At 70.2% G+C, this 23754-nt stretch carries 22 protein-coding genes and 1 rRNA gene; 7 read left to right on the top strand and 16 right to left on the bottom strand.

Annotated features, from left to right (window positions below; genetic code table 11):
• The 4 genes from ACFVY3_RS10485 to rpmB all read right to left on the bottom strand — a co-directional run.
• A 16S ribosomal RNA gene (locus tag ACFVY3_RS10485) occupies nt 1-86 on the bottom strand; the annotation flags it as partial.
• Between the two features lie 668 nt (nt 87-754).
• Nucleotides 755-1060 carry a 30S ribosomal protein S14 gene (rpsN, locus tag ACFVY3_RS10480; protein WP_043485315.1) on the bottom strand — a complete coding sequence of 102 codons (306 nt, stop codon included), beginning with the start codon at nt 1058-1060 and terminating at the stop codon, nt 755-757.
• Nucleotides 1061-1064: 4 nt separating this feature from the next.
• A complete protein-coding gene (gene rpmG, locus ACFVY3_RS10475; protein ID WP_290257284.1) occupies nt 1065-1232 on the bottom strand; it encodes a 50S ribosomal protein L33 in 168 nt (55 codons plus the stop codon).
• Entirely contained in the window at nt 1232-1468 is a 237-nt protein-coding gene (rpmB, locus tag ACFVY3_RS10470) for a 50S ribosomal protein L28 (protein ID WP_056737118.1), read from the bottom strand. The genes rpmG and rpmB overlap by 1 nt, the downstream gene beginning before the upstream one ends.
• A 462-nt stretch (nt 1469-1930) precedes the next feature.
• Here rpmB and ACFVY3_RS10465 point away from each other — a divergent pair, with 462 nt between their 5' ends.
• Genes ACFVY3_RS10465 through ACFVY3_RS10455 form a run of 3 tightly spaced genes read left to right on the top strand, consistent with a single transcriptional unit; the run spans nt 1931 to nt 4738 of the window.
• Nucleotides 1931-3373: a ferric reductase-like transmembrane domain-containing protein gene (locus tag ACFVY3_RS10465; protein WP_400159657.1), complete on the top strand. Its 1443-nt coding sequence runs from the start codon at nt 1931-1933 to the stop codon at nt 3371-3373.
• A complete protein-coding gene (locus tag ACFVY3_RS10460; RefSeq protein WP_400159656.1) occupies nt 3370-3939 on the top strand; it encodes an FMN-binding protein in 570 nt (189 codons plus the stop codon). Before ACFVY3_RS10465 ends, ACFVY3_RS10460 begins: the two co-directional genes overlap by 4 nt.
• A gap of 40 nt (nt 3940-3979) precedes the next feature.
• Entirely contained in the window at nt 3980-4738 is a 759-nt protein-coding gene (locus ACFVY3_RS10455; protein WP_400159655.1) for an FAD:protein FMN transferase, read from the top strand.
• Nucleotides 4739-4750: 12 nt separating this feature from the next.
• Here the strand turns inward: ACFVY3_RS10455 and ACFVY3_RS10450 are convergent, their stop codons facing one another.
• The 3 genes from ACFVY3_RS10450 to ACFVY3_RS10440 all read right to left on the bottom strand — a co-directional run bounded on the left by ACFVY3_RS10450 (nt 4751) and on the right by ACFVY3_RS10440 (nt 7515).
• A complete protein-coding gene (locus ACFVY3_RS10450; protein WP_400159654.1) occupies nt 4751-6139 on the bottom strand; it encodes a GH1 family beta-glucosidase in 1389 nt (462 codons plus the stop codon).
• Nucleotides 6140-6206: 67 nt separating this feature from the next.
• The gene (locus ACFVY3_RS10445; protein WP_400159653.1) at nt 6207-6968 is read right to left on the bottom strand and encodes an SGNH/GDSL hydrolase family protein; all 762 of its coding nucleotides are present in this window, start codon (nt 6966-6968) and stop codon (nt 6207-6209) included.
• Nucleotides 6969-7017: 49 nt separating this feature from the next.
• Entirely contained in the window at nt 7018-7515 is a 498-nt protein-coding gene (locus ACFVY3_RS10440) for a MarR family winged helix-turn-helix transcriptional regulator (protein WP_290257278.1), read from the bottom strand.
• 94 nt (nt 7516-7609) lie between these two features.
• On the opposite strand from ACFVY3_RS10440, the gene ACFVY3_RS10435 reads away from it, so the two are divergent.
• Nucleotides 7610-7897: a YciI family protein gene (locus tag ACFVY3_RS10435; RefSeq protein ID WP_400159652.1), complete on the top strand. Its 288-nt coding sequence runs from the start codon at nt 7610-7612 to the stop codon at nt 7895-7897.
• A gap of 9 nt (nt 7898-7906) precedes the next feature.
• Here ACFVY3_RS10435 and ACFVY3_RS10430 read toward each other — a convergent pair whose 3' ends face one another.
• The 6 genes from ACFVY3_RS10430 to ACFVY3_RS10405 all read right to left on the bottom strand — a co-directional run bounded on the left by ACFVY3_RS10430 (nt 7907) and on the right by ACFVY3_RS10405 (nt 13877).
• A complete protein-coding gene (locus tag ACFVY3_RS10430) occupies nt 7907-8728 on the bottom strand; it encodes an SGNH/GDSL hydrolase family protein (protein ID WP_400159651.1) in 822 nt (273 codons plus the stop codon).
• 105 nt (nt 8729-8833) lie between these two features.
• Nucleotides 8834-9829 (bottom strand): siderophore-interacting protein, encoded by a 996-nt coding sequence (locus ACFVY3_RS10425; protein ID WP_400159665.1) that lies wholly within the window; start codon nt 9827-9829, stop codon nt 8834-8836.
• 53 nt (nt 9830-9882) lie between these two features.
• Complete coding sequence (locus tag ACFVY3_RS10420) at nt 9883-10713, bottom strand: ABC transporter ATP-binding protein (protein ID WP_400159650.1); 831 nt, start codon at nt 10711-10713, stop codon at nt 9883-9885.
• A gap of 1 nt (nt 10714) precedes the next feature.
• Complete coding sequence (locus ACFVY3_RS10415; RefSeq protein WP_400159664.1) at nt 10715-11707, bottom strand: FecCD family ABC transporter permease; 993 nt, start codon at nt 11705-11707, stop codon at nt 10715-10717.
• A gap of 38 nt (nt 11708-11745) precedes the next feature.
• Nucleotides 11746-12756, bottom strand: a complete 1011-nt coding sequence (locus ACFVY3_RS10410) for a FecCD family ABC transporter permease (RefSeq protein ID WP_400159649.1) — start codon at nt 12754-12756, stop codon at nt 11746-11748.
• Nucleotides 12757-12764: 8 nt separating this feature from the next.
• Nucleotides 12765-13877: an iron-siderophore ABC transporter substrate-binding protein gene (locus tag ACFVY3_RS10405; RefSeq protein ID WP_400159648.1), complete on the bottom strand. Its 1113-nt coding sequence runs from the start codon at nt 13875-13877 to the stop codon at nt 12765-12767.
• A 438-nt stretch (nt 13878-14315) separates the two neighbouring features.
• Here ACFVY3_RS10405 and ACFVY3_RS10400 point away from each other — a divergent pair, with 438 nt between their 5' ends.
• Entirely contained in the window at nt 14316-14810 is a 495-nt protein-coding gene (locus ACFVY3_RS10400) for an FBP domain-containing protein (RefSeq protein WP_290257273.1), read from the top strand.
• A gap of 56 nt (nt 14811-14866) precedes the next feature.
• Here ACFVY3_RS10400 and ACFVY3_RS10395 read toward each other — a convergent pair whose 3' ends face one another.
• From ACFVY3_RS10395 to ACFVY3_RS10385, 3 genes are read right to left on the bottom strand one after another with little or no spacing between them, the layout of a single operon-like run.
• On the bottom strand, nt 14867-18349 hold the full coding sequence (locus ACFVY3_RS10395; protein WP_400159647.1) for an ATP-binding protein: 3483 nt from the start codon (nt 18347-18349) through the stop codon (nt 14867-14869).
• Nucleotides 18346-19293, bottom strand: coding sequence for a DUF4194 domain-containing protein (locus ACFVY3_RS10390; protein ID WP_400159646.1), 948 nt, complete (start codon nt 19291-19293; stop codon nt 18346-18348). Before ACFVY3_RS10390 ends, ACFVY3_RS10395 begins: the two co-directional genes overlap by 4 nt.
• Before the next feature lie 2 nt (nt 19294-19295).
• Nucleotides 19296-20744: a DUF3375 family protein gene (locus tag ACFVY3_RS10385; RefSeq protein ID WP_400159645.1), complete on the bottom strand. Its 1449-nt coding sequence runs from the start codon at nt 20742-20744 to the stop codon at nt 19296-19298.
• A gap of 286 nt (nt 20745-21030) precedes the next feature.
• Between ACFVY3_RS10385 and ACFVY3_RS10380 the strand changes: the two genes are divergently transcribed.
• Together ACFVY3_RS10380 and ACFVY3_RS10375 are read left to right on the top strand one after the other, a co-directional pair.
• Nucleotides 21031-21360, top strand: a complete 330-nt coding sequence (locus ACFVY3_RS10380) for a hypothetical protein (protein ID WP_290257270.1) — start codon at nt 21031-21033, stop codon at nt 21358-21360.
• 64 nt (nt 21361-21424) lie between these two features.
• Nucleotides 21425-23443 (top strand): acyl-CoA dehydrogenase family protein, encoded by a 2019-nt coding sequence (locus ACFVY3_RS10375; RefSeq protein ID WP_400159644.1) that lies wholly within the window; start codon nt 21425-21427, stop codon nt 23441-23443.
• Nucleotides 23444-23754 lie beyond the last annotated feature (311 nt).

The following is a 23754-nucleotide window of genomic DNA, read 5'->3' as shown; positions in this document are numbered from 1 at the left end:
GTGCAAGCACCGGATCATCGTTCGACTTGCATGTGTTAAGCACGCCGCCAGCGTTCATCCTGAGCCAGGATCAAACTCTCCGTTGAAAACAAACAGACACAACCAACAACCCCGGGAAAACGAGGAAAGAAGGCTGCACAAAATTTGAAACCAGCTAAAACACCAAACCACACCACAGGGGCGGCACGATTCGGCAATTTCAACCAATCAATAAAACAATCGGTATCAACAAACTTGGCACACTATTGAGTTCTCAAACAACAGACACACCCGGCACCACCACAACCCCACAGGGTCCTGACTCGCTCCGGAGCAACTTTTCAAACTTACCCGATCACCAACCGCAATGCAAACCGGCGTAACCGCCGAATCCCACGCAATGGAAGGGTCCCCACCCGAAAAACCGGCGCACAATTCCGCACCATTTTTCAGGCCGTTCAACAAGGGGGTCGGTCGCTATCTTTCCGCTTCAGCGGCGGCGACTCGAATAACTTTACACACGAACACCGGACCACACAAATCGCACCCCCAAGGCCATCCACCGCCCCGAAAACCCCCGGAAACCCGGGACTCAGCGCTTCTTCGGGGCCCAATCAACCGCCGTCGTACCCAAAACCGCTCCGTGTGCGCTCGGTCACCACCCCGCGGACCCGGCGCCAGCAGCCCCACGGCAGCCGGCGGCTTAACGCGCAAGGGGCCGGCAACCATGACGGTTGCCGGCCCCTCTCAAGCCACTGGCTTCAGGAGTGCTGAATTACCAGGAAGACTTCGTGATGCCCGGGAGCTCACCGCGGTGAGCCATGTCGCGGAAGCGAACACGGGAGATGCCGAACTTCTGGAAGGTGCCACGCGGGCGGCCATCGATGATGTCGCGGTTGCGGAGGCGGACCGGGGAAGCGTTGCGCGGCAGCTTCTGCAGGCCGAGGCGTGCAGCTTCGCGGGCTTCGTCGGTCGAGTTGGGGTCGACCAGGGCCTTCTTCAGTTCGAGGCGCTTTGCAGCGTAGCGCTCGACGATGACTTTACGCTGTTCGTTCTTAGCGATCATTGACTTCTTAGCCATGTGCTTAGCGCTCCTCTCGGAATTCGACGTGCTTGCGGATCTTGGGATCGTACTTCCGCAGGACCATGCGGTCCGGGTCGTTACGACGGTTCTTGCGCGTCACGTAGGTGTAACCCGTGCCCGCGGTCGACTTGAGCTTGATGATCGGACGTACGTCCTTGTCCTTTGCCACTAGAGCTTCACTCCTCGTGCCAGGATGTCGGCGACGACAACGTCGATGCCGCGTACGTCGATGGTCTTGATGCCACGTGCAGAGACCTGCAGGGTGACATTACGGCGCAGGGACGGAACCCAGTAGCGCTTCTTCTGGATGTTCGGGTCGAACCGGCGCTTGTTGCGGCGGTGCGAGTGCGAAATGCTGTGTCCAAAGCCCGGCTCGGCTCCGGTCACCTGGCAGTGTGCTGCCATGACGACTCTCCTCATGAAAATAAATGAAACGGCAGGCGGAGTTCCGCGTTACCGTGCGATAGGCAGCGTCCGCCGCCAGCTCCCCTCGAACGGGCCCCTCACGACGACGGCCGAAACCGTGCTGCGAGGGAACTGATGAAGGAGTCCGGGACAACCGTCAGGGAGAACTCGTAAGCCATCACTGCGGTACCGGGATGCCGGGCGAATACAGGAACGCGCGCAACTTGAGCCCCTAACTACCGGCCTCCGGAGCAGCCTGCACTGCAGACTTTCCCGTCAACCGGAGCAATTGCCCACGCTCCGCGCCACCTAGCGCCTACCAAGTCTACGATCTCGCGGAATTAAAGACCAATCCGGGGGTCCGAGGGTGTATAAGGCGGTCCGCCCGGCCTGCAGCGAAGACTTAAGCGGGGCGCAGTTCTTTCACAGCAAAACGAAAGGGAACGGGCAGATTCTGGATCCATGAACACATCGACCCAGACTGCTCAGCAGCCCCTCGCCCGGCGGGCCGGGGCCAGCGGCAACCCGTTCGCGGCGCAGCACCGCCGGCGGATGTTCAGGGGCGACCTGCTCACGGTCATCGCCTGGTCCTCCGTCGCAGCCGCCATCGCCCTGTGGCTCGCCGACGGCGGCGCGTCCGGCCTCTCCACTCCCGGCGGCGCCTTCACGGCCCTGGGCATCGTGGCCGGACTCGCCGGCATGGACCTGGTGCTGCTGATGTTGCTGCTCGCGGCGCGGCTGCCCATCATCGACGGGGCCGTCGGCCACGACCGGGCCCTCGAATTCCACCGCAAGCTGGGGAAACCCGCCCTGTACCTGCTCCTGGCCCACGGCGTCCTGCTGGCGGTCGGCTACGGGATGGCGGACGGCCTGGACCCCGTCAGCGAGGCCGTGTCCCTCTGGGTACAGGTGCCGGACATGTGGCTGGCGTACATCTCCATCCTGCTGTTCATCGCCGTCGTCGTCACCTCCCTGGTGGCCGTGCGCCGCCGCTTCCCCTACGAGTTCTGGTACGCGGTACACCTGCTGACCTACGCCGCGGTCCTGACCGCCATTCCGCACCAGTTCAGCGTCGGCGGGCTCTTCGCCGAGGGGACCTGGCAGCGCTGGTACTGGCTGGCCGTCTGCATCGGGACCGGCGCAGCCCTGGCCCACTACCGGGTCCTGGAGCCGATCGTTGCCACCTTCCGGCACCAGCTGACGGTCAGCCGCGTCGTCTCCGCCGGCCACGGCGTGGTCAGCATCGAAATGACGGGCCGGCACCTTGACGAACTGGCCGGCAGCGGCGGCCGTTTCTTTATCTGGCGGTTCCTGGCCCCCGGCCAGTGGTGGCACCCGCACCCCTTCAGCCTCTCCGCCGAGCCCGTGACGTTCGGGGCCGACGGCGGCGGCCGGCTCCGGATCACGGTCCGGAACCTGGGCCGCGGCTCCGCCGCCCTCGCCCGCCTGCGGCCGGGCACCCGGGTAGCGGTGGAGGGACCGTACGGGCTGTTCAGCTCGGCCTCCCGCAGCCGGCGAAAGGTGGTCCTCATCGGCGCCGGGATCGGCATTACCCCCATCCGGGCGCTGCTCGAGAACACGCCCTTCGCCCCGGGGGAAGCCACGGTGATCCTTCGCGGCCACAATCAGTCCGGCCTGTACCTGGGCGACGAGATCCTGGACCTCTGCCAGCGGCGCGGGGCCACCCTGTTCCACCTGACCGGCCGACGGCCCCGGGGCGTGAGCACCTGGCTGCCCGAGAGCGAGTCCCGCGCCGGCTACCGGCTGGCCAGCTACGCTCCCGACCTGGCCGGCACCGACATCTACGTCTGCGGCCCGGATGCCTGGGCCCGGAACGTCCTCGACGACGCACGCCAGGCCGGCGTGCGGGAAGAACAACTCCACTACGAAAGGTTTGACTGGTGAGAATTCGCGCAGTAGTTTCCGCGACCCTGGCTTCCGCCGGGATCCTTTTGGCCGGCTGGCAGTCCGGCGCCCACGTGGCCGAATCGGCCAGCGCGGTCGGCACGACGGCGGGAACCGCCGGTACCGGGGCCACCGGCACCGGGTCCGCCAAGTCCGGGCTGGGCAGTTCCGCCGGCGGCTCGACCTCCGGGTCCGCAGCCTCCGGGGACACGTCCTCCGGCACCGGCACCAGCGGCAGCGGCAGCGGGTCGTCAGGATCCTCCGGCAGCTCCTCCGGTTCCTCCAGTGCCGGCGGCACCTTCACCGGGGACTCGGTGCAGACCCGGTTCGGCTCGGTCCAGGTGCAGATCAGCGTCAGCGGCGGCAAGATCACGGACGTCAAGGCGCTGCAGCTCACGGACGAGGACCGCCGCTCGGTGCAGATCAGCAACCGCGCCGCTCCCCTGCTGCGCTCCGAGGTGCTCCAGGCCCAGTCCGCCAACGTCCAGACCATCAGCGGGGCCACCGTCACCAGCTCCGCGTACCTGACCTCGCTGCAGGCGGCCCTCGATGCTGCCCACCTCTAAGCCGGAAAGCCCGGCATTGAAGGCCCGGACATTCCAGTGCATGGGTACCGTCATCGGCCTCACCGTCCCGATGGCGGGGAACGACGACGCCGCCTCCCCGGCCGCGACGGAGGAGGCCCTCGGCTCGGCAGCGGACGCCGTCGAACGCATCTTCCGGGAGCTCGACGGGCAGTTCAGCCTCTACCGGCCGGATTCGGAGGCCAGCCGGGTGGCCCGCCGGGAGGTGACGCCTAAGGAAACCTCGGCCGGCTTCCGGGACCGCTACGCCGAGGCCGCGAACTGGCGGCTGCTGACCGAGGGCTCCTTCACCCCGGAACGTCCCGACGGGGCCCCGGATCTGTCCGGGTTGGTCAAGGGCTATGCGGTCCAGGAGGCCGGGGCCGCCCTGGCGTCGCTGGGGCTGAGGGACTGGTGCCTCAACGCCGGCGGCGACGTGCTGGTCTCCGGCTCGCCGATCGTCGGGACCGCGGCCACCTGGCAGGCCGGCATCGTGGACCCGCAGGACCGCGGCACCCTGCTGGCCGCCTACCCGCTGGGCGGCGGCCACACGGCGCGGGCGCTGGCCACCTCCGGGTCGGCCGAACGCGGCGACCACATCTGGACGCGGGCCACCGGGCCGAGCGAATTCCTCCAGGTCTCGGTCGCCGCGGCGGACATCGTGACCGCCGACGTACTGGCCACCGCGATCGTGGCGGGTGGGCTCCCGATGCTGAACCGCGCCACCGACGGCTGGGACGTCCAGATCCTCGCGGTCAGGCGCGACGGCGGCCTGCTCGCCACACCCGGTTTCCGCGCCTAGCGCTCCCGGCCGTCAGCCCGGCAGGGCATTCGACGCCGCGACCCGGGCGTACCAAAGCCCGCTGGCCTTGGGGATCCGGCGCTGCGTGTCGTACTCCACCCGGACCAGGCCGAAGCGCTGGTGGTAGCCGAAGGCCCACTCGAAGTTATCCAGCAGGGACCAGGCGAAGTAGCCGCGCACGTCCACGCCCTCGGCAATCGCCGCGTGCAGCGCACGGAGGTGCTGTTCGAAGAAGTTCCGGCGGTCCTCGTCGTTGACGAAGCCCGCCGCGTCCGGTTCGTCGTCGTAGGCGGCGCCGTTCTCGGTGATGCAGATCGGGATCCCTGCCGGCCCCGTGTATTCGCGTTGCAGCCGCACCAGCAGCCGGCGCAGCCCGTCGGGCTGGACTTCCCAGCCCATGCCGGTGACGGGGAGGCCGCGGGGAACGGTGTGCACGCCGTCGGCGGCCACCATTGGGGAGGACGGGTCGGGGTCCCGGCCGGCCTCCGCCGTGAAGGCGCTCCCGTGGTAGTAGTTGACGCCCAGGACGTCCAGCGGCGCGGCGATCAGTTCGAGGTCTCCGGGCCGGACGACGTCGGCCATGCCCAGGTGCGCGACGTCGGCCAGGACGTCCTCGGGGTATTCGCCCCGGAAGAGCGGATCCAGGAACAGCCGGTTGGACTGGCCGTCCGCGCGCCGGGCGGCGTCGCGGTCCAGTTCACGGTCCGCGTCCGCGGGGTCCGCGACGGTCAGGTTCAGGGTGATGCCCACGGTCGCGGCGGCGTTCCGGCTCCGGATCTCCCGCACCGCCAAACCGTGGCCCAGCAGCAGGTGGTGGACGGCGGCGAGGGCGGCCGCCGGGTCCTTGCGGCCGGGGGCGTGGAGGCCGGCGGCGTAGCCCAGGAAGGCCGAAACCCAGGGTTCGTTGAGGGTGGTCCAGAACCGGACCCGGTCCCCCAGCGCATCATGCATGAGGGCCGCGAACTCGGCGAAGCGTTCGGCGGTCTCCCGGGCTGCCCAGCCGCCCTTGTCCTCCAGCGCCTGGGGCAGGTCCCAGTGGTAGAGGGTGATCCAGGGCGTGATTCCGGCCGCCAGCAGCCGGTCGACCAGGTCCGAGTAGAAGGCGATTCCCTCCGGGTTGGGGGTGACGCCGTCGGGCACGCAGCGGGCCCAGGAGACCGAGAACCGGTAGGCGGCCAGGTTCAAATCCTGCATCAGCGCGATGTCCTGCGCCGTGCGGTGGTAGTGGTCGCAGGCGACGTCGCCGTTGTGCCCGTCAGCCACGGCGCCGGGCACCCGGCTGAAGACGTCCCAGATCGATTCGCCGCGCCCGCCCTCCCGGGCCGCGCCCTCGATCTGGTACGCGGCGGTGGCGGCGCCCCAGAGGAAGCCGGGCGGGAAGGTCACTGGGGTGCTGTTCATCCGGTGCTGCTCCTTTGAACGGTGCCGCTCTTTTGAAAGAGGGGCGGCGGCCGCTGCCCCGCAGGGCCTAGAGGTGGGTCAGCTGAGGATACCGCGGCGAGAGGCCGTCGCCGGAGGACTTCCCGGTGACCCGCCGCATCACCCAGGGTCCGGCGAATTCGCGGACCCAGCGGGCGTTGGCGGCGAGCGCTTCGGAGCGGCTGAGTTCCGGGACCGGGGTCATGGGCGGCACGTCGATGGAGTGCTCGTGGGCCAGGACGTCGAGGACCCGCCGGGCCATGGTGGCGTGCCCGGCCGGGGACATGTGCATCCGGTCCGTGGCCCACATGCCCCAGTCGTAGTATTCGCTGAAGCGCCAGTAGTCCACCAGGAGTGCCCCGTGGTCGCCGGCGATGCCGCGGACCAGTTCGTTGTAGATGGCGGTGCGGCCGCGCATGGTGCTGAAGACCTTGGACCCGCGGGCGTCGAAGCCGGTGAACATCACCACGGTGGCGCCGGTGGCGGTCAACTTGGCGACGGCCTCGTTGTACTCCACGAGCAGCCCGTCAATGTCGATGGTGGGCCGGAGGATGTCGTTGGCGCCGGCGTAGATGGTCACCAGCGTGGGGTTGAGCGCGACGGCGGCGTCCACCTGTTCGGCCAGGATCTGCCGCAGTTTCCGGCCGCGGATGGCCAGGTTGGCGTAGCCGAATCCGGGGTCCGCGGCCCCGAGCTGCTCGGCGACCCGGTCGGCCCAACCGCGCACCCCGTTGGGGCGGGACGGATCATCGTCGCCGACGCCTTCGGTAAAGGAGTCTCCGAGGGCCACATACCGGGTGCTGAAATCCATGCAGACAGTCTGTCACCCGTTGCCGGAAGCAACCAAGGGGCGCGAAGGCCTACCCGGCCTCGACGGGTCCGTTCTCACGCAGGATCCAGTGGCAGGGGTCCAGCCGGGCCACCACCTTCTCGCCGATCCGGGCGAGGGCGGCGACGTCGTCGGGGTCCAGGGCGTCGAGGAACAACTCGCGTACCGCCTCCACGTGGGCGGGGGCGAGCCCCACCAGGGTTTCCAGCCCGGCGTCGGTCAGGTGCGCCGTGGTGACGCGGGCGTCCCCCGGGTGGGGCTGGCGTTCCACCCATCCCCGGTTCTGCAGCTTGGTGACCACGTGCGAGAGCCGGGACAGCGAGGCGCTGGTGCGGGCGGCGAGTTCGCTCATCGGCAGGTAGCGGCCCTCCGCCTCGGACAGCATGGCCAGGACGTTGTAGTCGAAGAGGGAGAGCTTCCCGGCCGAGTGCAGCTGGGTGTCCAGCGCGGCCGGCAGCAGGGTGTTGATGCTCAGCTGTGCCAGCCAGGCACGGCGTTCCTCGGCGTTGAGCCAGCGCGGATCGGTCATGGCTCCATTCTAGGAGCCGCGAAGCTTGACGGTTCAACCCTCCATGGTTTTCTATCCCTGCCGGCTCGCCCGGGACAGGGGGTACGCTGACGCTATGTACGTCGTGTCGCTCACCTACAAGGTCCCCGACGAGATCGTCGATTTCCACCTGCCCGCGCACGTTCAGTGGCTGCAGGACGCCTTCGACCGGGGCGTCTTCATGGTGGCCGGGCGCAAGATTCCCCGGACCGGAGGGCTGCTGCTCTCCAATGCCGAGCGCGCGGACCTGGACGCGGCGCTGCTCGCGGATCCGTTCTACGTCAACGGCGTGGCCGACTACGACGTCGAGGAGTTCCACGCCAGCCGGGTGGCCCCCGGCTTCGAGAACCTGCTGGACGCCTAGGCCGGAGCGTCAGGCCAACAGCTTCTTCAGCCCGCCCTTCTCGGGCACCCGCACCGGCTGCGGCCAGCGCGGGGTGAGCTGGTCCCCCAGGGTGACGCCGCGCAGTTTCCGGCCGAACAGCGGCAGCACCCAGTCGTGCACCCAGCGCCGCTGCCGCCGTTCCCAGTCGCGGAACCCCAGCGGGGCAGGCGGTTCCCATTCCTTGGGGCTGATGCTGTGCGGTACGCCCAGATGGTCCAGGACCTGCGCGGCGAGGTATTTGTGGCCGGCCTTGGACATGTGGAGCCGGTCGCTGTCCCACATCCTGGGGTCCTGAAACGCCTCGAAGGCCCAGTAGTCCACCAGTACGGCTCCGTACCAGTCGGCCAGTTCCCGGACCCGGCGGTTATAGAGGGTGTTGCGGCGCTTGAAGGGTTCGAGCAGCACGGAGACCTTGACGTCGAAGCCGGTGAAGAGCACCACGGTGGTCCCCGAGGCGGTAAGCCGCTGGACCAGGACCTCGTAGTCGTCCATCAGGTCCTCGATGTCGGTGCCGAGGTCCAGCAGGTCGTTGCCGCCGGCGTACAGGGTCACCAGGGTGGGCTTCATCGCCAGCGCCGGTTCCAGCTGCTCGGCGATGATCTGCCGGAGTCGCTTGCTGCGGATGGCGAGGTTGGCGTATTCCCAGCCTGGGTCCGCCTTCGCCAGCCTTTCGGCCACCCGATCCGCCCAACCCCGGACGCCGTTGGGCAGGTGCTTGCTGCGGTCCCCCACGCCCTCGGTGAAGGAATCGCCGAGGGCGACGTAAACCCGCCGCCCGTCCGGGCCCGGATGCAAGAGGTTCGCGGCCATGCCGCCACGGTAGCCCCGCCGGCCAACCAGCCGGTGCCGGGAGGGTGAACTGCGGGCGGCGGCTTGGCACCGGGACGGTGCCAAGCCGCTCTCCCTTACCCCTGCCTAGAGCTCCGCCCGGCCCCGCCGCCAGTACCCCATGAAGGCGACGTTCGCCCGGTCGATCCCCGCCTCGCGGACCAGATAGCGCCGCAGCTCCCGGACGGTGCCCGCCTCGCCGGCGATCCAGGCGTAGAACGGGCTGGCCGGGACACTTTCCGGGGTCTCCCACAGGAGGTCCGCGTCTTCCGTCACCGCTTCAACCTCCGGGGCGGCCGTCCCCGCCAGGGCGCCGGCGCCATCCCGGCGGGAGACGATGTCCCGGACGGCGTCCCGGAGCAGTTCGCCGTGCGGCCGGCCTCCGTCGGAAGGTTTCCCCGCGGCCGCGGTGCGGCGCGGGAGCCAGGTGACGGCGACGTCGGCCTCCGTGGTGATGTGCCGGATGTCGCCGGCGTCGGGGACCTCCAGGACGGCGTCGCCGCTCAGGTGCGGGGGCAGGCTCTCGAGGATCGCGCAGATTGCCGGGACCGCAGTCTCGTCCCCGGCCAGCAGGATCCGCCGGGCGGCGCCGGGCCGCCACTCGATGCCGGCGTAGGTCTCCTCCAGCACGCAGTGTGCGGCGCGGCTGTTCGGGCCGATCAGGGTGACGCGGTCCCCGGGCCGGGTCTGCCGGGCCCACGTGGCACCCGGGCCTTCGGCGTCCGCTCCGCTGCCGTCCATTCCGGCGCCCCCGTGAGCGTGCAGCACGATGTCGACGTCGATCTCGGGGTAGACGGCGTCCAGCCGGGCCCGCCGGACGGTGTAGGTCCGCATGGTCCCGCGGACGTCCGGGTCCATGGCCAGCCATTGGCGGTACCAGCCGGGTTCCTCGACCCGGAAGGCCGGGAGGGGCATCGCGGTTCCGTCCGCCGCCCGCGACGGGAGCACCAGCTTCACCCGGAGGTCCAGGGTGGGGCCGTGCACGCCGAAGTCGCGCAGCGCGTAGCCGCCGAGGGTGATCCGCCGGAAGCCGGGACTGAGGTCCCGCACTGCGGAGACGGTGACGTCGAAGGCGCGGGACATCGGCTGCTCTGCGAGGGTTTCGGGGACCGGCCGGGGTGCCGTGCGCTGCGCGGTCACGGGACCGTCACCATCCCGTTGCCGCCGGCCGGGGCAAGCACGGTGTGGTGGCGCCCGATCGGCAGCACCAGCGGGGTGCCGGACACCGGGTCGGGCATCACCCGGCATTCCAGGCCGAACACCTCCCGAATCAACTTCTCCGTGACCACCGCCGCGGGCACGCCCTCGGCCACGATCCGCCCCGCCTTGAGGGCGATGAGGTGGTCCGCGTACCGTGCGGCCAGGTTCAGGTCGTGCAGCACGACCACCACCGTGGTGCCGCGGCGTCGGTTCAGGTCGGTCAGCAGGTCCAGCACCTCCACCTGATGCGCGAGGTCCAGGTAGGTGGTGGGTTCGTCCAGCAGCAGCAGCCCGGTCTCCTGTGCCAGGGCCATGGCAATCCAGACCCGCTGGCGCTGGCCGCCGGAGAGCTCGTCGACGTCGCGGCCGGCAAGGTGCGCGGTGTCCGTGGCCGCCAGCGCCCGGTCGACGGCCTCCCCATCCGCCCGGCTCCACCCGCCGAAGGCGCCGCGGTGGGGATAGCGGCCACGGCCGACGAGGTCCCGGACGAGGAGTCCGGCCGGCGCGGAGGGATGCTGCGGGAGCAGTCCCATCTGCCGGGCGAGGTCCCGGGCCGGACGGGACCGGATGTCCTGGCCGTCGAGGGTGACCGCGCCGCCCGCGGGCTTGAGCAGCCGGGACAGGCCGCGGAGCAGGGTGGACTTGCCGCAGGCGTTGGCGCCCACAATCATGGTCACCTTCCGGGGCGGAATCGTGCAGCTGAGGCCGGCCACCACCGGCGTGGCTCCGTACTCGAGGGTGAGATCCTGTGCGGCGAGTTCTGCCATCTCAGGTGTCCTTTCGGTTGGCGGTGGCCAGCAGCCACAGCAGGAAGGGTGCGCCCAGGGCACCGGTCACAACCCCCACGGGGAGGACGGTCCCGGCCAGGAGCAGCGGGGCGAGGTTCGCGGCGAGAAAGTCGGCGGAGAGGACGATCAGCATCCCGGTCAGGGCCGCGGCCGGCAGGCTGCTGCGGCGGCTCAAGCGTCGGGAAATCGGGCCGGCGAGGAAGGCGACGAACGCCACCGGGCCGGCCGCCGCCGTCGCGCAGGCCGAGAGGGCGACGCCCACCGCCACGACGCCCAGCCGGGTGGCACCGACCCGCACGCCGAGCCCCGCGGCGGCGTCGTCGCCGAGTTCGACCATCCGCAGGGGCCGCGCCAGGGCGGCGGCCGCCGGGATCAGCACCAGCAGGGCCGCGGCCAGAACCCCCGCCCGTTCCCATCCCGCGGAGTTCAGCGAGCCGCTGAGCCAGACCAGGGCATCCGCCGCGGTCCGGATGTCGGAACGGGTCATGAGGAAACTGACCACCGCCTGCAGCGCCGCGGCGATTCCGACGCCGGCCAGGATCAGCCGCCCGCCCGCCGCCCCGCTCCCGCCGGTACCGCGGCGGGAGATCGCGTAGATCAGGAGGGCGACGGCGAGGGCGCCCGCGAGCGCGGCCCCGGATACTGCGGCGCCGGAGGCCCCGAAGACGACGATGGCCGTGACCGCCGCGGCGCTGGCACCGTAGCTGATGCCGATGACATCCGGGCTGGCCAGCGGGTTCCGCAGCAGCGTCTGGAACAGCGCCCCCGAGAGGCCGAAGGCGGCGCCGACCATAGCGCCCGTGACCGCGCGCGGCAGTTTCAGCTCCATCACCATGAAACTCACCGTCGGGATCCTGGGGGCACCGCTGAGGTGCGCGGCCAGGACCCTCCACAGGTCCGGAACGGTGACGGTGTAGCTGCCCAGCAGGACCGCCGCCGTGAACACCCCAACGGCGGCGAATGCCAGCAGCACCGCCGGGCGGGACGGCCTCGGGGGCAGCAGCCGGGCACTCACAGCGCGGCCCCCTTGCTCCGGCGGACCAGCCAGACGAAGACGGGGGCGCCCACCAGGGCGGTCATGATCCCGGCGGGCACCTCACCCGGAAGCAGGACCACGCGGCCGGCCAGGTCCGCGAGCAGCAGCAGGCACGGACCCAGCACCAGGGACAGCGGCAGGATCCACCGGTAATCCGGGCCGGAGAGGAGCCGGACCGCGTGCGGCACCACCAGGCCCACGAAGCCGATCGGGCCGGCCAGCGCCGTCGCCGTCCCACAGAGCAGCACCACCCCGAACGCGGTGACCCCGCGGGTGAGACCAACGCGCTGGCCGAGGCCGCGGGCCACGTCGTCCCCCAGGGCCAGGCCATTCAGGGCGCGCCCGGCACCCACCACAATCACGGCGCCTGCGGCCAGGAACGGCAGCCCGGCCAGCACCACGGACCAGTCCCGTCCGGCGAGTCCCCCCACCTGCCAGAACCGGAACCGGTCCAGGGTGTCCTGGCTGGAGATCAGGAGCACGTTCATCAGCGAGAACAAAGCGGCGCTCAGGGCGGCACCGGCGAGGGCGAGCTTCACCGGGGTGGCACCGCCCCGGCCCGCCGCGGCGATCAGGTAGACCACGACGGCGGCCGCCGCGGCCCCGGCGAACGCGAGCCAGAGGTACCCGGTCAGCGAGGTCACCCCCGCGAGGTGGATGCCGGCGACCACGGCCAGCGCCGCCCCCGCGTTGACGCCCAGGATGCCCGGGTCCGCCAGCGGGTTGCGGGCCACCCCCTGCATGGCGGCCCCGGCCAGGCCCAGCGCGCCGCCCGCCAGGAGTCCCAGGACCGTGCGAGGCACCCGGGCCTGCACCACGGCGTGATCCCCGTTGCCCGGGTCGAACCCGGTCAGGGCCGCGACGACGGTGCCGGGGCTGAGTTGCCGGGCCCCCACCGCCAGCGAGGCCGCGGACACCAGGACCAACGCGGCGACAGCGGCGAGCAGCCAGCCGGCGCGGACGCTCCGCCCCCGGGCCGAAGGCATGGGGCGCCCTACTTTGCCGCGGCGGCGTCCGCCGCGGCCGCGAGTTGGGGAAGGAAGCGGTCCAGCGCCCACGGCAGGCTCAGCGGGGAGGCCGCGGAGATGGAGAGCGTCAGGGTGTTGTCCGGGTCCGCGACCAGGGCACCTTTCCTGATCGCGGGGATCTGGCCGAGCAGGGGGTGCTGCTTGATCGAGTCCGCGGTCTTGGCGTCGGGGATCCAGGTGACGAAGAGGTCCGAGTCGAGCTCGTTGGCTTTTTCGGCGGACCAGGGGATGAAGAACTCCTTGGAATCCTTGGTGTTTGAGACCACCACGGGGGCCAGGGTCATTCCCAGGCTGGAGAGGAACCGGGGACGGTTGTCGTTGGCGGTGTAGATGTTCACGCCGTCGCTCTTGGCCGGCTCCAGGTTGCCGTAGATGAAGGTCTTGCCGGCCAGCTGGGGGTAGGCGGCGGCCTTGTCCCTGACCGTGGCCTCGGTCTTCGCGACCAGGCTGGCGGCCTCGGCCTCCTTGCCCAAAGCCTTGCCGATCATGGCGGTGGAGTCCTGCCAGGCGGTTCCGTAGGCGACGCCGGGCTGCGCCACCACGGGGGCGATGTCGCTGAGCTTGCGGTAATCCTCCTCGCTGAGGCCGGAGTAGGCGCCGAGGATCACGTCCGGGTTGAGCTTGGCGATTTCGGCGAAGTTGATGCCGTCAGCCTCCGAGTACTGCGTGGGGGCGGTGGCGGAGCCGGCTCCGGCGCCCAGCCGGTCCAGCGCGGCGTCCTTCCACGGCGTCGACGCCCGGCTGTTGCCGCCCCAGTCATTCTTCGGCAGGCCCACCGGCACGACGCCCAGGGCGAGGGCGACGTCGTCGTTGACCCAGGACACGGTGACCACGCGCCGCGGCTGGTGCTCCAGCGTCGTCTCACCGAAGGCGTGCTTGATGGTCACGGGGTACCCGGCGGTGGCGGTCGGGGCGGTCCCAGCCTCCTGCGCGCCGGCGGGGCCGGTGGAGCAGCCGGCCAGGCCTAGGCCGGCGACGACGGCGAGGGCGGCGGCGGCGAGTCCGCGCCGGGAGAAGGAGCGCGGGCTCAGGAGGGGGCCGGCGGAGCGGGTGGGAGGCGTAGCGAGCGGGGACGTCACGATGATCCTTAGGTAGGTGATGCAAACCTAAGTAAGGCTAACCTATCCTCATGCTGATTACGCAAGCTTTGAGTGACGTAATTGCCTCGGGCACCTCGCCTGCCCGCGAAGGGCGGACTGGACACCGGGTTCCGCGTTTGCGAGGATGGCGGGGCCGGGCATCGGAAACCGGCGCCGGAAGGTCAGAAACCACCTCCGGATGCGACGAGGGAAAGTGGGCGGACATCATGGCGATGACTCCAGCCGCAGTCAGCGGGGTGGCCGTTGCGGCCTGCATCGCGCCCGCGCCGTCGCCGGCCTTCTCCACCATGTACGGATCCGCAGCGGCCTAACGCCGCCGCGCCTCCCCACCGGAATCGCAGGCCGGCAGCTGCCTGCCCCCTCCCCCCGCGCGTCCAACGCGCCGGCCGGAGCTCTCCGATCCCGAAAGACCTTCCCATGTACGAAATCACCGCTGCCCGCATCCGCTCCTCCTTCATCAACGCCAGCCGCTCCGAAGCCGCCAAGCTGACCCTGCCCAGGAACTTCGACAGCCTGGACTGGGATAGCCTCGACTTCCTCGGCTGGCGCGACGGGAAGATGCCGCTGCGCGGCTACCTAATGCTTCCCGGCGCCAACGGGCCCGTCGGCATCATGCTCCGCGCCCCCGAGGGCGGTGCCAAGAAAAACCGCGCGGTGCTGTGCGAACTGTGCCGCGACATCCATTCCAAGGACGACGTGCTGCTCTGGGTGGCCAAGCGGGCCGGCCAGTCGGGGCGCAACGGCAACACCGTGGGCACCTTGATCTGTGCGGACTTCGGCTGCTGTCGCAACGTGCGAGTGGCGCCGCCGGTCAACGACATCAACCCGGACCCGGAGGCGGCCGTCGCCCGCCAGGTCGAGGGCCTGATTGCCCGCACCGCGCAGTTCATGGACCGCGTCCGCGGAGCCTGACGGCCCCGTCGCGTCCTGCGCGCCCGGGCTCCTTGAGCTGCCCGGGCGCGCCGGCGTCAGCGCAGGATGATGTCCACCGGGTTCGCCTCGGACCGCCAGGCCCCGCCGTCGGCGGCGTCGGGGGCGATCACCGGGGCCGTCAGCACGCCGGAACGGTTGGTGCGCTTGTCCCGGAGGATCTCGGTCACCGAACCTAGGTGCCGGGACAGGTCGATCACATTCTCCGGGGCGGCCAGCAGCAGCTGGAACCCGAATTCGTGCAGCGCCTTGATGCCGGCGCCGGCGAATTCCTCGGAGGCCAGGACGAACGCCTCGTCCATCATGACCGTTCCGTAGGTGGTGAAGCCCTGCTCGGCGATGCCCAGCTGGTAGCTGAGTGCGGCCGCCATGATGAACGCGGTGAAGCGCTGCCGCTCGCCGCCGGACATGGAGCCGGTGTCCGCGTGCATGAACACCTCGGTTTTCTTCGCACCCTTCGCCGCGCCGGACTTGTCAGCGCGGGCTGCCACCTCGCGGTGTTCCTTGCACTGGATGAACAGGTGCCCGCGGACGTCCAGCACCTCGGCGCGCCAGCGGCGGTCCTCCGGGCTCTGCGAGCCGAGCCGCTTCACGAGGGTTTCCAGCGACTTGTACCGGGTGGTGAGTTCGACGTCGTCGTCCGCCGGCGTGGGCGCACCAGCGGTCTTTCCGGGCCTGGCCTGCCGGACCTTGAGGGCGTTCTGGATGGCGTCCTTGAACTGCTTGGCCGTGGCCGGCAGGGTCTGCTTGATGTCCAGCTCCAGGTAACTGCCCTCGTGGAAGTTCACCTGGGACAGGATGCCGTTCAGCGGCAGGATCCGGCTGGTGATGGAGCGCCGTTCCTCGTCCAGCAGGTGCAGCAGCGTGGAGAAGGATTCGTGCGTGCGCTGGTTGAAGAACTGCCGGAATTCGGCCTCCTGGGCGGGCAGGCCGTCGCTGACGATCGCATGGTAGCGGGCCTCGAACTCACCGGCGGCGCCGATGGACGTGCCGTGGTCGGCGGAGATGGCCGTGCCCCACTCGCGGACGAAGCCCTCAAAGATGCGGGTGAGCCGCTCGGCGGTGGCCTGGCCGCGGGACTCTGCGGCGTGCAGTTCGGCCAGCAGCCGGGTCCGCACCTGGTTGGCCAGCAGGTCCAGTTCGTGCATTTCCAGCACGTCGCCGAAGCCGCTGAAGTACTCCGCCAGGGCCGCGGCCGCCTCCGGGGAGGGCGGCTGCTCGGCGAGCCGGCGCCGGGCCGCGTCCAGCAGTGAGTCGGCCGTGGTCAGCTGCGCGTCCAGGGCCTTGTATTCGCTCTGCAGCACGGCGGCGGATTCGGTGCTGGACTGGTGCCGCTGGCGGGCCGTCTCCACCGTGGCCCGCAGCGGTTCCAGGTCCGCCTGGGCGGCGAGGGCGTCCTTGAGCCGCTGTTCGATCCGGGCCAGTTCCTCGGCGGCGACCGCCGCGGACACCTGCTCCCAGGGCCGGTGGTCCTCGGCGACGCGCCGCAGCGCCTCAAGCTGCCGGGTCATGCCCTGGTGCGATTCCTCGCGGTCTTGGGCAAGCTCCGCGGCCCGGGCCAGCTCCCATTCCAGCTCCTCCACCTGGGCCGCCACCAGGTCCAGCTTGGCGGCGTTATCGAAGCCCAGGACGTAGTCCTGCCGTCCGGTGAACCGGTCATCCTTTTCGACGGTGTGGCGGTTGCGCTTGACCACGCCGCCCAGGCTGATGCCCTTGTCCAGGCCGGCGAGCTCGTCCGGGTTCTCGACGCAGGGGTAGGCGAAGTCCAGGGCGATCCGCTCGCGAATCCACTGGCCGGCCTCGGCAATCGCGCTGCCCTCGGGCCCGGCGGAGAGGATGTCCAGCTTGCCCAGCAGGTCGCCGTCGGACGCCTCCGCCACGGCCAGCGCCCCGCCCGCGAGCGGCTTCGAGATGTCGACTGCCCGGAGCGCACCGCGGACAGTGTGGTCGTTGAGGTAGCGGGTGACGGCGGCGAAGTGCTCGCCCGGCACCAGGAGCGTCGTGGCGAGGCTCCGCAGGGCGCGTTCGGCGGCCGGGCGCCAGCGTTCCTGGCCCTCCGGGAGGTCCATCAGCTCCCCGCCGAACGGCATTTGCTCCTCCGGGACCCCGGTGGCGGCGGCGATGGCGGTGCGGTTCTCGATACTCGACGGCGGCAGGAGGGACTTGCGCGTCTTGAGTGAGACGAGTTCCTGCTGGGCCGCGGCGAGTTCACGCTTACGCGCCGCGTGGCTGTCGAACGCCTCGAAGCGCAGTTCCTTCAGCGCCTCGGAGTCGTCCTTGAGCTCGGCCGAGCGCGCGGCGGCCTGCTCGTGGGCCTGCTCCCAGCCGGCGGCGGTCCAGTCGAGCTCCAGACCGGCGTCGCTGAGGGCCTTCCGGGCGGAGGCCTCCACTTCCTCGCGGAGCTTCAGGCCCACCCGGGCGTTTTCCAGCGACTGTTCGATCGCGGAGATCGCGTTTCCGCCCTGGTTGTTGTACTCGGCCTCGAGCTGGCGCAGTTCCTTGGCCAGCCCGTCCCGGACGGCCCGCTCGGCGGTCAGGTCCTTGGCCTTCGCCTGCGCCAGGTCCTTGAACCGGGCCAGGGTCTTCTCGTGCACGGCGACGGCCAGCTGCTGCCGGTAGGCCTCGAATTCCTCGCCGGCCAGTTCCCGCAGCCGGTTCGCGTCCAGCAGCGACTGGGCGTACTCCTTGTTCAGGCCGGGGACCGGGGCCAGCTGGTCGCGCTGCTGGCGGACGTCCTCGAGCCGCTGCCTGATGGACATGAGGTTGCTGAATTCCTCGACGACGTCGTCCGCGGCGGCCAGGGTGGCGGGGGCGTCCAGCACCTGGTCGCGGAAGAACGTGTTTACGCTGCCGCCCAGGCCCTTGCCGGCCTGGATGACGCGCAGCAGCGGCAGTGCCTGGTCCGAGTTGATCCCCAGCAGGCGGCGGAACCGCTCGGCGAAGGCCTTGTGCACGTCGAAGATCTGGGCGTCCGGGAAGATGGCATCCAGCGTGGACTTGGTGAACCGCTTCTCCGCGATCCCCTCGACCTTGGCCAGGTCCAGCGGCTTGTTGTCGATCAGGTAGAACCGGCCGACGCTGGATTCGGTGCCGTTCTTGGGCAGGTCGAAGAGCGCCGAGATGGTGACCCGGGTCCCGGCGGCGTTGTCGAACGTCAGCGCGACGGCGGACCAGGTGGCACCGGGGCGCTGGTAGGCACTGGCCGAGCCCTCGCCGACGGCCTTGTCCCCCACCTTGCCGCGCATATACGTGAACGTGGTCCGCTTGTCCTCCACGGCCCCGCCGGCCCGTTGCGCCGCAGCCTCATTGGACCGCGGCCGGGCATCGAAGACGCGCAGCATCGCGTCGAACAGCGTGGACTTGCCGACGCCGGAGTTGCCCGTCAGCAGCGTGCCGTTGCGGTCCACGTGCATCGTATGCGCGCCATGGAATGTACCCCAGTTGACCACCTGCACCAGGGCCAGGCGCATCTGTCCGGGGTTCGTCAGCTCGCCCATCGGCAGCATGGTTGCAATGCTCATTCGGCGGCCTCCGCTTCCGTGGTGGGGCTGAGTGACGCCGACGGCGATGCCGCCCCCGCCCCTTCGCCGGACGGCTCTGCTGCAAGCAGCGGGCCGTCCGGCTCCGACAGGCCCGATGCCACTCCCGGGGCGGCATCGCCGTCGTCGTCTATGGCGTCGTCACCATCCGCGTCGTCCCCAACCTCACCGTCCGGAACAGCGTCCCCATCGAGTTCGAGGAGGGGTTCGGTGCCGGTGGGGTCGGTGCCGGCGGCGATCAGGGCTTCGATGTGCGCGGGGATGTCGCCGATGTTCTCGAAGGGCAGCGCCAGCGGGAGGGCGTTGGAGATGGTGTAGACGTCGTCGAGGCCGGTGCCCAGCAGCAACTGGCGGGCCAGGAGCTTGGTGATGGCGCGGTTGACGACGTCGGCGTCGCGCAGGGCGTCCTGCTGGCCGGCGGGCTGGTAGTGGGCCACGAGGTCGGCGATTTCCTCCCGCGTGATGGTCGGGTCCGTCTGGGCCGTGACGTGCCGGTCCAGCAGCAGCCGCAGCCGGAGCAGCACGATCGTCTCGACCCGGCTGAGGGCCCGCTGCTGGCGCAGGATGCTGGAGCGGGCGCTGCCGCCGATGGCCTCCGGGTCCACCGGGCGCAGGACGGCGACCTTGCGCTCATGGTCCAGCTGCAGGGTCAGGAACAGCTCGGAGAGCCGGCTGCGCAGGATCAGCTGGTTGTCCAGCAGCGTGGTCCAGAGCTTCTCGTCCCGGCCGCCGTCGATGTACGGGCCCTTGAGCAGCTTCACCAGCGCCTGCCGCACCTTCATCGGCAGCACCCCGGTGTCGCCGGGGAAGAGGGCCGCGCCGTCGACGAAGGTGTCGCGGGGAGTCACCGTGAACGGGTCCGCCTGCGCCCGGGTTGCGGCCGTTTCGGCCCCGGCGTCGGGCGTTTCCTGCGGCGATTCGGTCATCTTCAGTCCTCTTTAAGCGTGACGACGGGGAGGTAGGCGGTGCGGGCGGACCCGTCGATTTGTTCGAAGTCCAGCGGCTGCCAACCGCCGCGGTCGAATCCGGCGCCCTGGTGCAGCGCGTGGGAGAGCAGCGCCCGGATGGAGTTGATGTGGCGTTCGTCGGCGGGGAGCTGCTCCCAGGCTTCGGCGAGGGTGGCCGCCCCGGCGACGGCGCCGCGGATGGCGGCCTGGTTGGCCTTGCCGGTGCGCGGCGAGCGCGCCCGGTCCGAGTCGCTGAAGGCGATCGGGTCCGCCAGCTTGGGCGGGGCGGCGAACTCGTCCGGGTCGAAGAGCTTGATCATGGCCAGCGACTCGAAGCCCGCGTTATAGAGCACCGGCCCGCGGACCAGGCCGGGCCGCTCGCGCTCGTACGGCAGCGAGCGGATCGCCTGCTCGGCCTCCCGCAGCACCTTCCGCAGCCGCACCGACTGGCGGTAGTCGTCGCTCTGCACGTAAGTGTTCAGGCTCTCGCTGAGCTTGCCGTAGATCCGCTGGATCTGGCTGTGCTGGCTGCGGAGCTCGGCGACGAGGTTCTTCAGCGTCTCCCGTTCCTCCTGGCTGAGGTCGTCGGCGAACTGGCGGCTGAGCACCTCGCCGATCGCGGAACGGAACCGCAGCTGCTGCTGGGGGTCTTCCAGGAAGGCGGTAAAGGACCGGAACGTCCTGCCCTCGGGACTTTGCCGGAGCCGCTTGTCCGCCTCGAGGACCTGGGCCATGGTGGCGCCCTTGCTGAGCGACTCCTCGATGATCTGGTTGCGGAGTTCGCCCACCAGTTCCTCGATCCGGTCACGCATCTTCTTGTAGTCGGCGGGCAGGCTAGCCGCGAGGTCCAGGATGTTGCCCGCGGCCTCGACGGCTTCCTCGTCGTCGAGCAGGCCGTCGAATTCCCCGGAGCTGATGTCCTCGATCAGCTGACGCCGTTCGCCGATCTCTTCCTGGAGCGCCTCCAGCCGGGCGCTCTGGTCCGGGTTGGTTTCGTTGGCCAGCTTCTCGACGTCGCCCAGCAACGTGCCCAGGCGGGATCCGTTGAGGGTGGAGCGTTCGCTGGAGAGGCTGTCCAGGAACGCCAGCACGCGGGCCGCCGGTTCGGTGACCTCGTAGACAATCTGGCCCGACTGGTTGCGGCGGGTGAGGAAGTTCTTCCGAGTCCATTCGTCGCCGAAGGCCTTGCCGTTCGCCGACCCGCCGAGGCCCGGCTCCTGGCGGCGGAGCTGCTCGAGGAAGGCGTCGACGTCGGCGTGGAACTGTTCCAGCGGCAGCTGCGGCCGGGTGCGGGTGAAGGAGGCCTGCAGGACCGCGATCACCCAGGGGGCGGAGCGGGTCAGCGCCCACGCGGGTCCCTTGGTCAGCAGTTCCAGCTCGCGCAGCCGGGCGCTGATGGCGTCCGCGGAGGACAGGGCGGATCCGGGCACGCAACTCTCCTCTCGCTGCCGGGGGACGGCAGCGACGCAAAACTGCCAGCTACAAGGTTAACGCAGGCAACGCCGGCGCCGACCTCGCTGCTCCGCACCGAATACGCGACCCCCGTTGCTCATGTTTCTGGTGGGGCTCCTGCGATCTGTTCGTGACCTACCACCGGGTAGCGTCTCGATCCCGTATCAAGAGAGGCCGACGCACCCCGGGACTCTGGAACGGGCCCCCTCCCCCGCCCTACGCTCGGGCTACTGATTCAGCCGAACCGCCGTTGCAGGAGGAAGAATGCAGTTCGATGCGAGCCTGTTTGATCTGACCACGGTGGAAACCGGGACCCTGGTGTTCGGCGGGACGCTGCTCTTCGCCGCACTCCTGGCCCTGTTCATCATGACGGCGGCGACGGTGGCCCTGGCACTGCTGGGGGTCGGCAAGCTGGCCTGGTTCCTCGTTATCCGGACCCTGGTGGGCATGGTCTCCGGCATCAATACGGCGTGGGAGCACCTGGTCCACCAGGCGGGCCAGGTGGAACTGCCCGGCGACTTCCCGGGCGAACTGATCGGGCACTCGTCCCCTAGCACCGGCACCTACCCGCGAGTAGTCTTGCGGGACAGCTGAAGGGTCCTCCACCCGCGGCGGATCCAGGGCTTGAGCCGGCCAGTCCGGTGAGGGGAGATGCCCAGTGAGCTCCGCCGTCGACAACCCAGCCGCCCCTGATCCGGGGCCGGACACCGGACACCCCGCCGTCGAGGCCCCGCCGGCCGACGAACTGGGGGCCGGCGCCACCGCGGACACCGCCCGCGCCGTCGCCGAGGCCGCCCGGGACACCAGCTGGGACCGGCCCAGCTTCGCGAAGGGCCTCTACCTTGGCAGCTTCGACCCGGGCCTGATCCATCCCTGGCCGCTGGCACCGGCTGACGACGTCGAACGCGGCGAGGCGTTCATGGAGCGGCTCACGGTCTACTGCCGCACCATGTCCGGCCGGGTGATCGAGCGGGAGGCGAAAATCCCGGACGAATACATCAAGGGCTTGGCGGACCTGGGCGCGTTCGGCATGAAGATCCCCCGCGAGTACGGCGGCCTGGGCCTCACGCTGGTCTACTACGGCCGCGCGCTGGCCCTGCTGGGCTCGGTGCATCCGAGCCTGGGGGCGCTGCTCTCCGCCCACCAGTCGATCGGCGTACCCGAACCGGTCAAGGTCTTCGGCACAGCGGAGCAGAAGCGCGAGTACCTGCCCCGGTGCGCGGCCGGCGCGATCACCGCGTTCCTGCTCACCGAGCCCGACGTCGGCAGCGACCCCGCGCGGATGGGCAGCACCGCCGTGCCCTCGGACGACGGCTCCTCCTACCTGCTGGACGGGGTGAAGCTGTGGACCACCAATGGGGTGATTGCCGAGCTGGTGGTGGTCATGGCCGTGGTGCCGCCGCGCACGGGCCCGGACGGCACCGCGCACCGGGGCGGCATCAGCGCGTTCGTGGTGGAGATGGACTCTCCCGGCATCACGGTGGAGAACCGCAACGCGTTCATGGGCCTGCGGGGCATCGAGAACGGCGTCACCCGCTTCCACCGGGTTCGGGTGCCCGCCGCCAACCGGCTGGGACGGGAGGGCCAGGGCCTCAAGATCGCCCTGACCACGCTGAATACCGGCCGTTTGAGCATCCCGGCCCTCTGCGTGGCGTCGGGTCGCTGGAGCCTCAAGATCGCGCGGGAATGGTCCAACGCCCGCACCCAGTGGGGCCGCCCGGTGGGCCGGCACGAGGCGGTGGGAAAGAAGATCGCCTTCATCGCGGCGAGCGCCTTCGCCCTGGATGCGGTCTTCGAACTGTGCGCCGAGCTGGCCGACGCCGGGCAGAAAGACGTCCGGATCGAGGCGGCGCTGGCGAAGCTCTGGTCTACGGAGATCAGCTGCCGGATCGCGGACGAGCTGGTGCAGATCCGAGGCGGCCGCGGCTTCGAGACGGCGGACTCCCTGCAGGCACGCGGTGAGCGGGCGGTGCCGGCCGAGCAACAGCTGCGTGATATGCGGATCAACCGGATCTTCGAGGGATCCTCGGAAATCATGCGGCTGCTGATCGCGCGGGAGGCCGTGGACGCGCACCTGGCCGCCGCGGGCGCGCTGGCCACCGCGGACGCCAGCCTGCCGGACAAGGCCCGGGCCGCCGTCGGCGCCTCCGGGTTCTACGCCCGCTGGCTGCCGAAACTGCTCGCCGGCAACGGCATGGACCCGCGGTCCTACGGCGAATTCGGCCGGCTGGCACGGCACCTTCGGTACGTCGAGCGCGCCTCACGGAAGCTGGCGCGGCAGACCTTCTACGGGATGGGCCGCTGGCAGGCGGGGCTGGAGCACAAGCAGGCGTTCCTAGGCCGGATCGTGGACATCGGCGCCGAGCTGTTCGCCATCTCCGCCTGCTGCTCCCGGGCCGAGATGCTGCTGCGCACCGCGCCGGAGCGCGGGGCCTCCGCCTACGAACTGGCCGACGCCTACTGCGCGCAGGCCCGGGTGCGGGTCGAGGAATACTTCGACCAGCTCTGGCGGAACACCGACGACGGCGACCGCGGCCTGACGGCGAGGGTGCTGGCCGGCGACTACGAGTGGCTGGAGGCCGGGGTGCTGGATCAGTCGGAGGGCACCGGCCCCTGGATCGCCGACGCCTCCCCACGCGAGTCGAGGGCGGAAAACCTGCATCGGAGCTACCGCTGACCTGCGGCGACGTCCGCGTTCCCTAATAATAAGCAACCTTGCTATTAGGTGTGTTTGCGTGGTTAGGTATGGCAAGACCTGATGACGGTCGAAGCATTGCCGTGCCCGGCCGGAACAGCCGGCACGGGTTCCCCAATGAAAGCGAGCAGCCATCATGAGCAGCACAGCAGGCCCCGAAGACCGCACCCCCCGCCGCGAGAGCACGGCGGACATCGAACCGGGCCACGACGCCCGGATCCACGACGCCCGGCAGGACACCGCCGAGCCCGTCCGCCCCGCCGGGACCGAGACCGTCCGGCCCGCCGAAGAGC

Origin of the sequence: Arthrobacter sp. BPSS-3 (genome assembly GCF_044628475.1) — a bacterium.
Lineage (GTDB): Bacteria > Actinomycetota > Actinomycetes > Actinomycetales > Micrococcaceae > Arthrobacter.
This window is presented reverse-complemented; position numbering and strand designations above follow the sequence as displayed.

Coding starts and splice junctions, on each gene's coding strand:
- ACFVY3_RS10440 (WP_290257278.1), bottom strand. CDS start 7,515: ATGACCGATCCGCGCTGGCTCAACGCCGAGGAACGCCGTGCCTGGCTG.
- ACFVY3_RS10455 (WP_400159655.1), top strand. CDS start 3,980: ATGGGTACCGTCATCGGCCTCACCGTCCCGATGGCGGGGAACGACGAC.
- ACFVY3_RS10400 (WP_290257273.1), top strand. CDS start 14,316: ATGTACGAAATCACCGCTGCCCGCATCCGCTCCTCCTTCATCAACGCC.
- ACFVY3_RS10420 (WP_400159650.1), bottom strand. CDS start 10,713: ATGGCAGAACTCGCCGCACAGGATCTCACCCTCGAGTACGGAGCCACG.
- ACFVY3_RS10465 (WP_400159657.1), top strand. CDS start 1,931: ATGAACACATCGACCCAGACTGCTCAGCAGCCCCTCGCCCGGCGGGCC.
- ACFVY3_RS10390 (WP_400159646.1), bottom strand. CDS start 19,293: ATGACCGAATCGCCGCAGGAAACGCCCGACGCCGGGGCCGAAACGGCC.
- ACFVY3_RS10380 (WP_290257270.1), top strand. CDS start 21,031: ATGCAGTTCGATGCGAGCCTGTTTGATCTGACCACGGTGGAAACCGGG.
- ACFVY3_RS10430 (WP_400159651.1), bottom strand. CDS start 8,728: ATGGCCGCGAACCTCTTGCATCCGGGCCCGGACGGGCGGCGGGTTTAC.
- ACFVY3_RS10410 (WP_400159649.1), bottom strand. CDS start 12,756: ATGCCTTCGGCCCGGGGGCGGAGCGTCCGCGCCGGCTGGCTGCTCGCC.
- ACFVY3_RS10395 (WP_400159647.1), bottom strand. CDS start 18,349: ATGAGCATTGCAACCATGCTGCCGATGGGCGAGCTGACGAACCCCGGA.
- rpmB (WP_056737118.1), bottom strand. CDS start 1,468: ATGGCAGCACACTGCCAGGTGACCGGAGCCGAGCCGGGCTTTGGACAC.
- ACFVY3_RS10450 (WP_400159654.1), bottom strand. CDS start 6,139: ATGAACAGCACCCCAGTGACCTTCCCGCCCGGCTTCCTCTGGGGCGCC.
- ACFVY3_RS10435 (WP_400159652.1), top strand. CDS start 7,610: ATGTACGTCGTGTCGCTCACCTACAAGGTCCCCGACGAGATCGTCGAT.
- rpsN (WP_043485315.1), bottom strand. CDS start 1,060: ATGGCTAAGAAGTCAATGATCGCTAAGAACGAACAGCGTAAAGTCATC.
- ACFVY3_RS10425 (WP_400159665.1), bottom strand. CDS start 9,829: ATGTCCCGCGCCTTCGACGTCACCGTCTCCGCAGTGCGGGACCTCAGT.
- ACFVY3_RS10445 (WP_400159653.1), bottom strand. CDS start 6,968: ATGGATTTCAGCACCCGGTATGTGGCCCTCGGAGACTCCTTTACCGAA.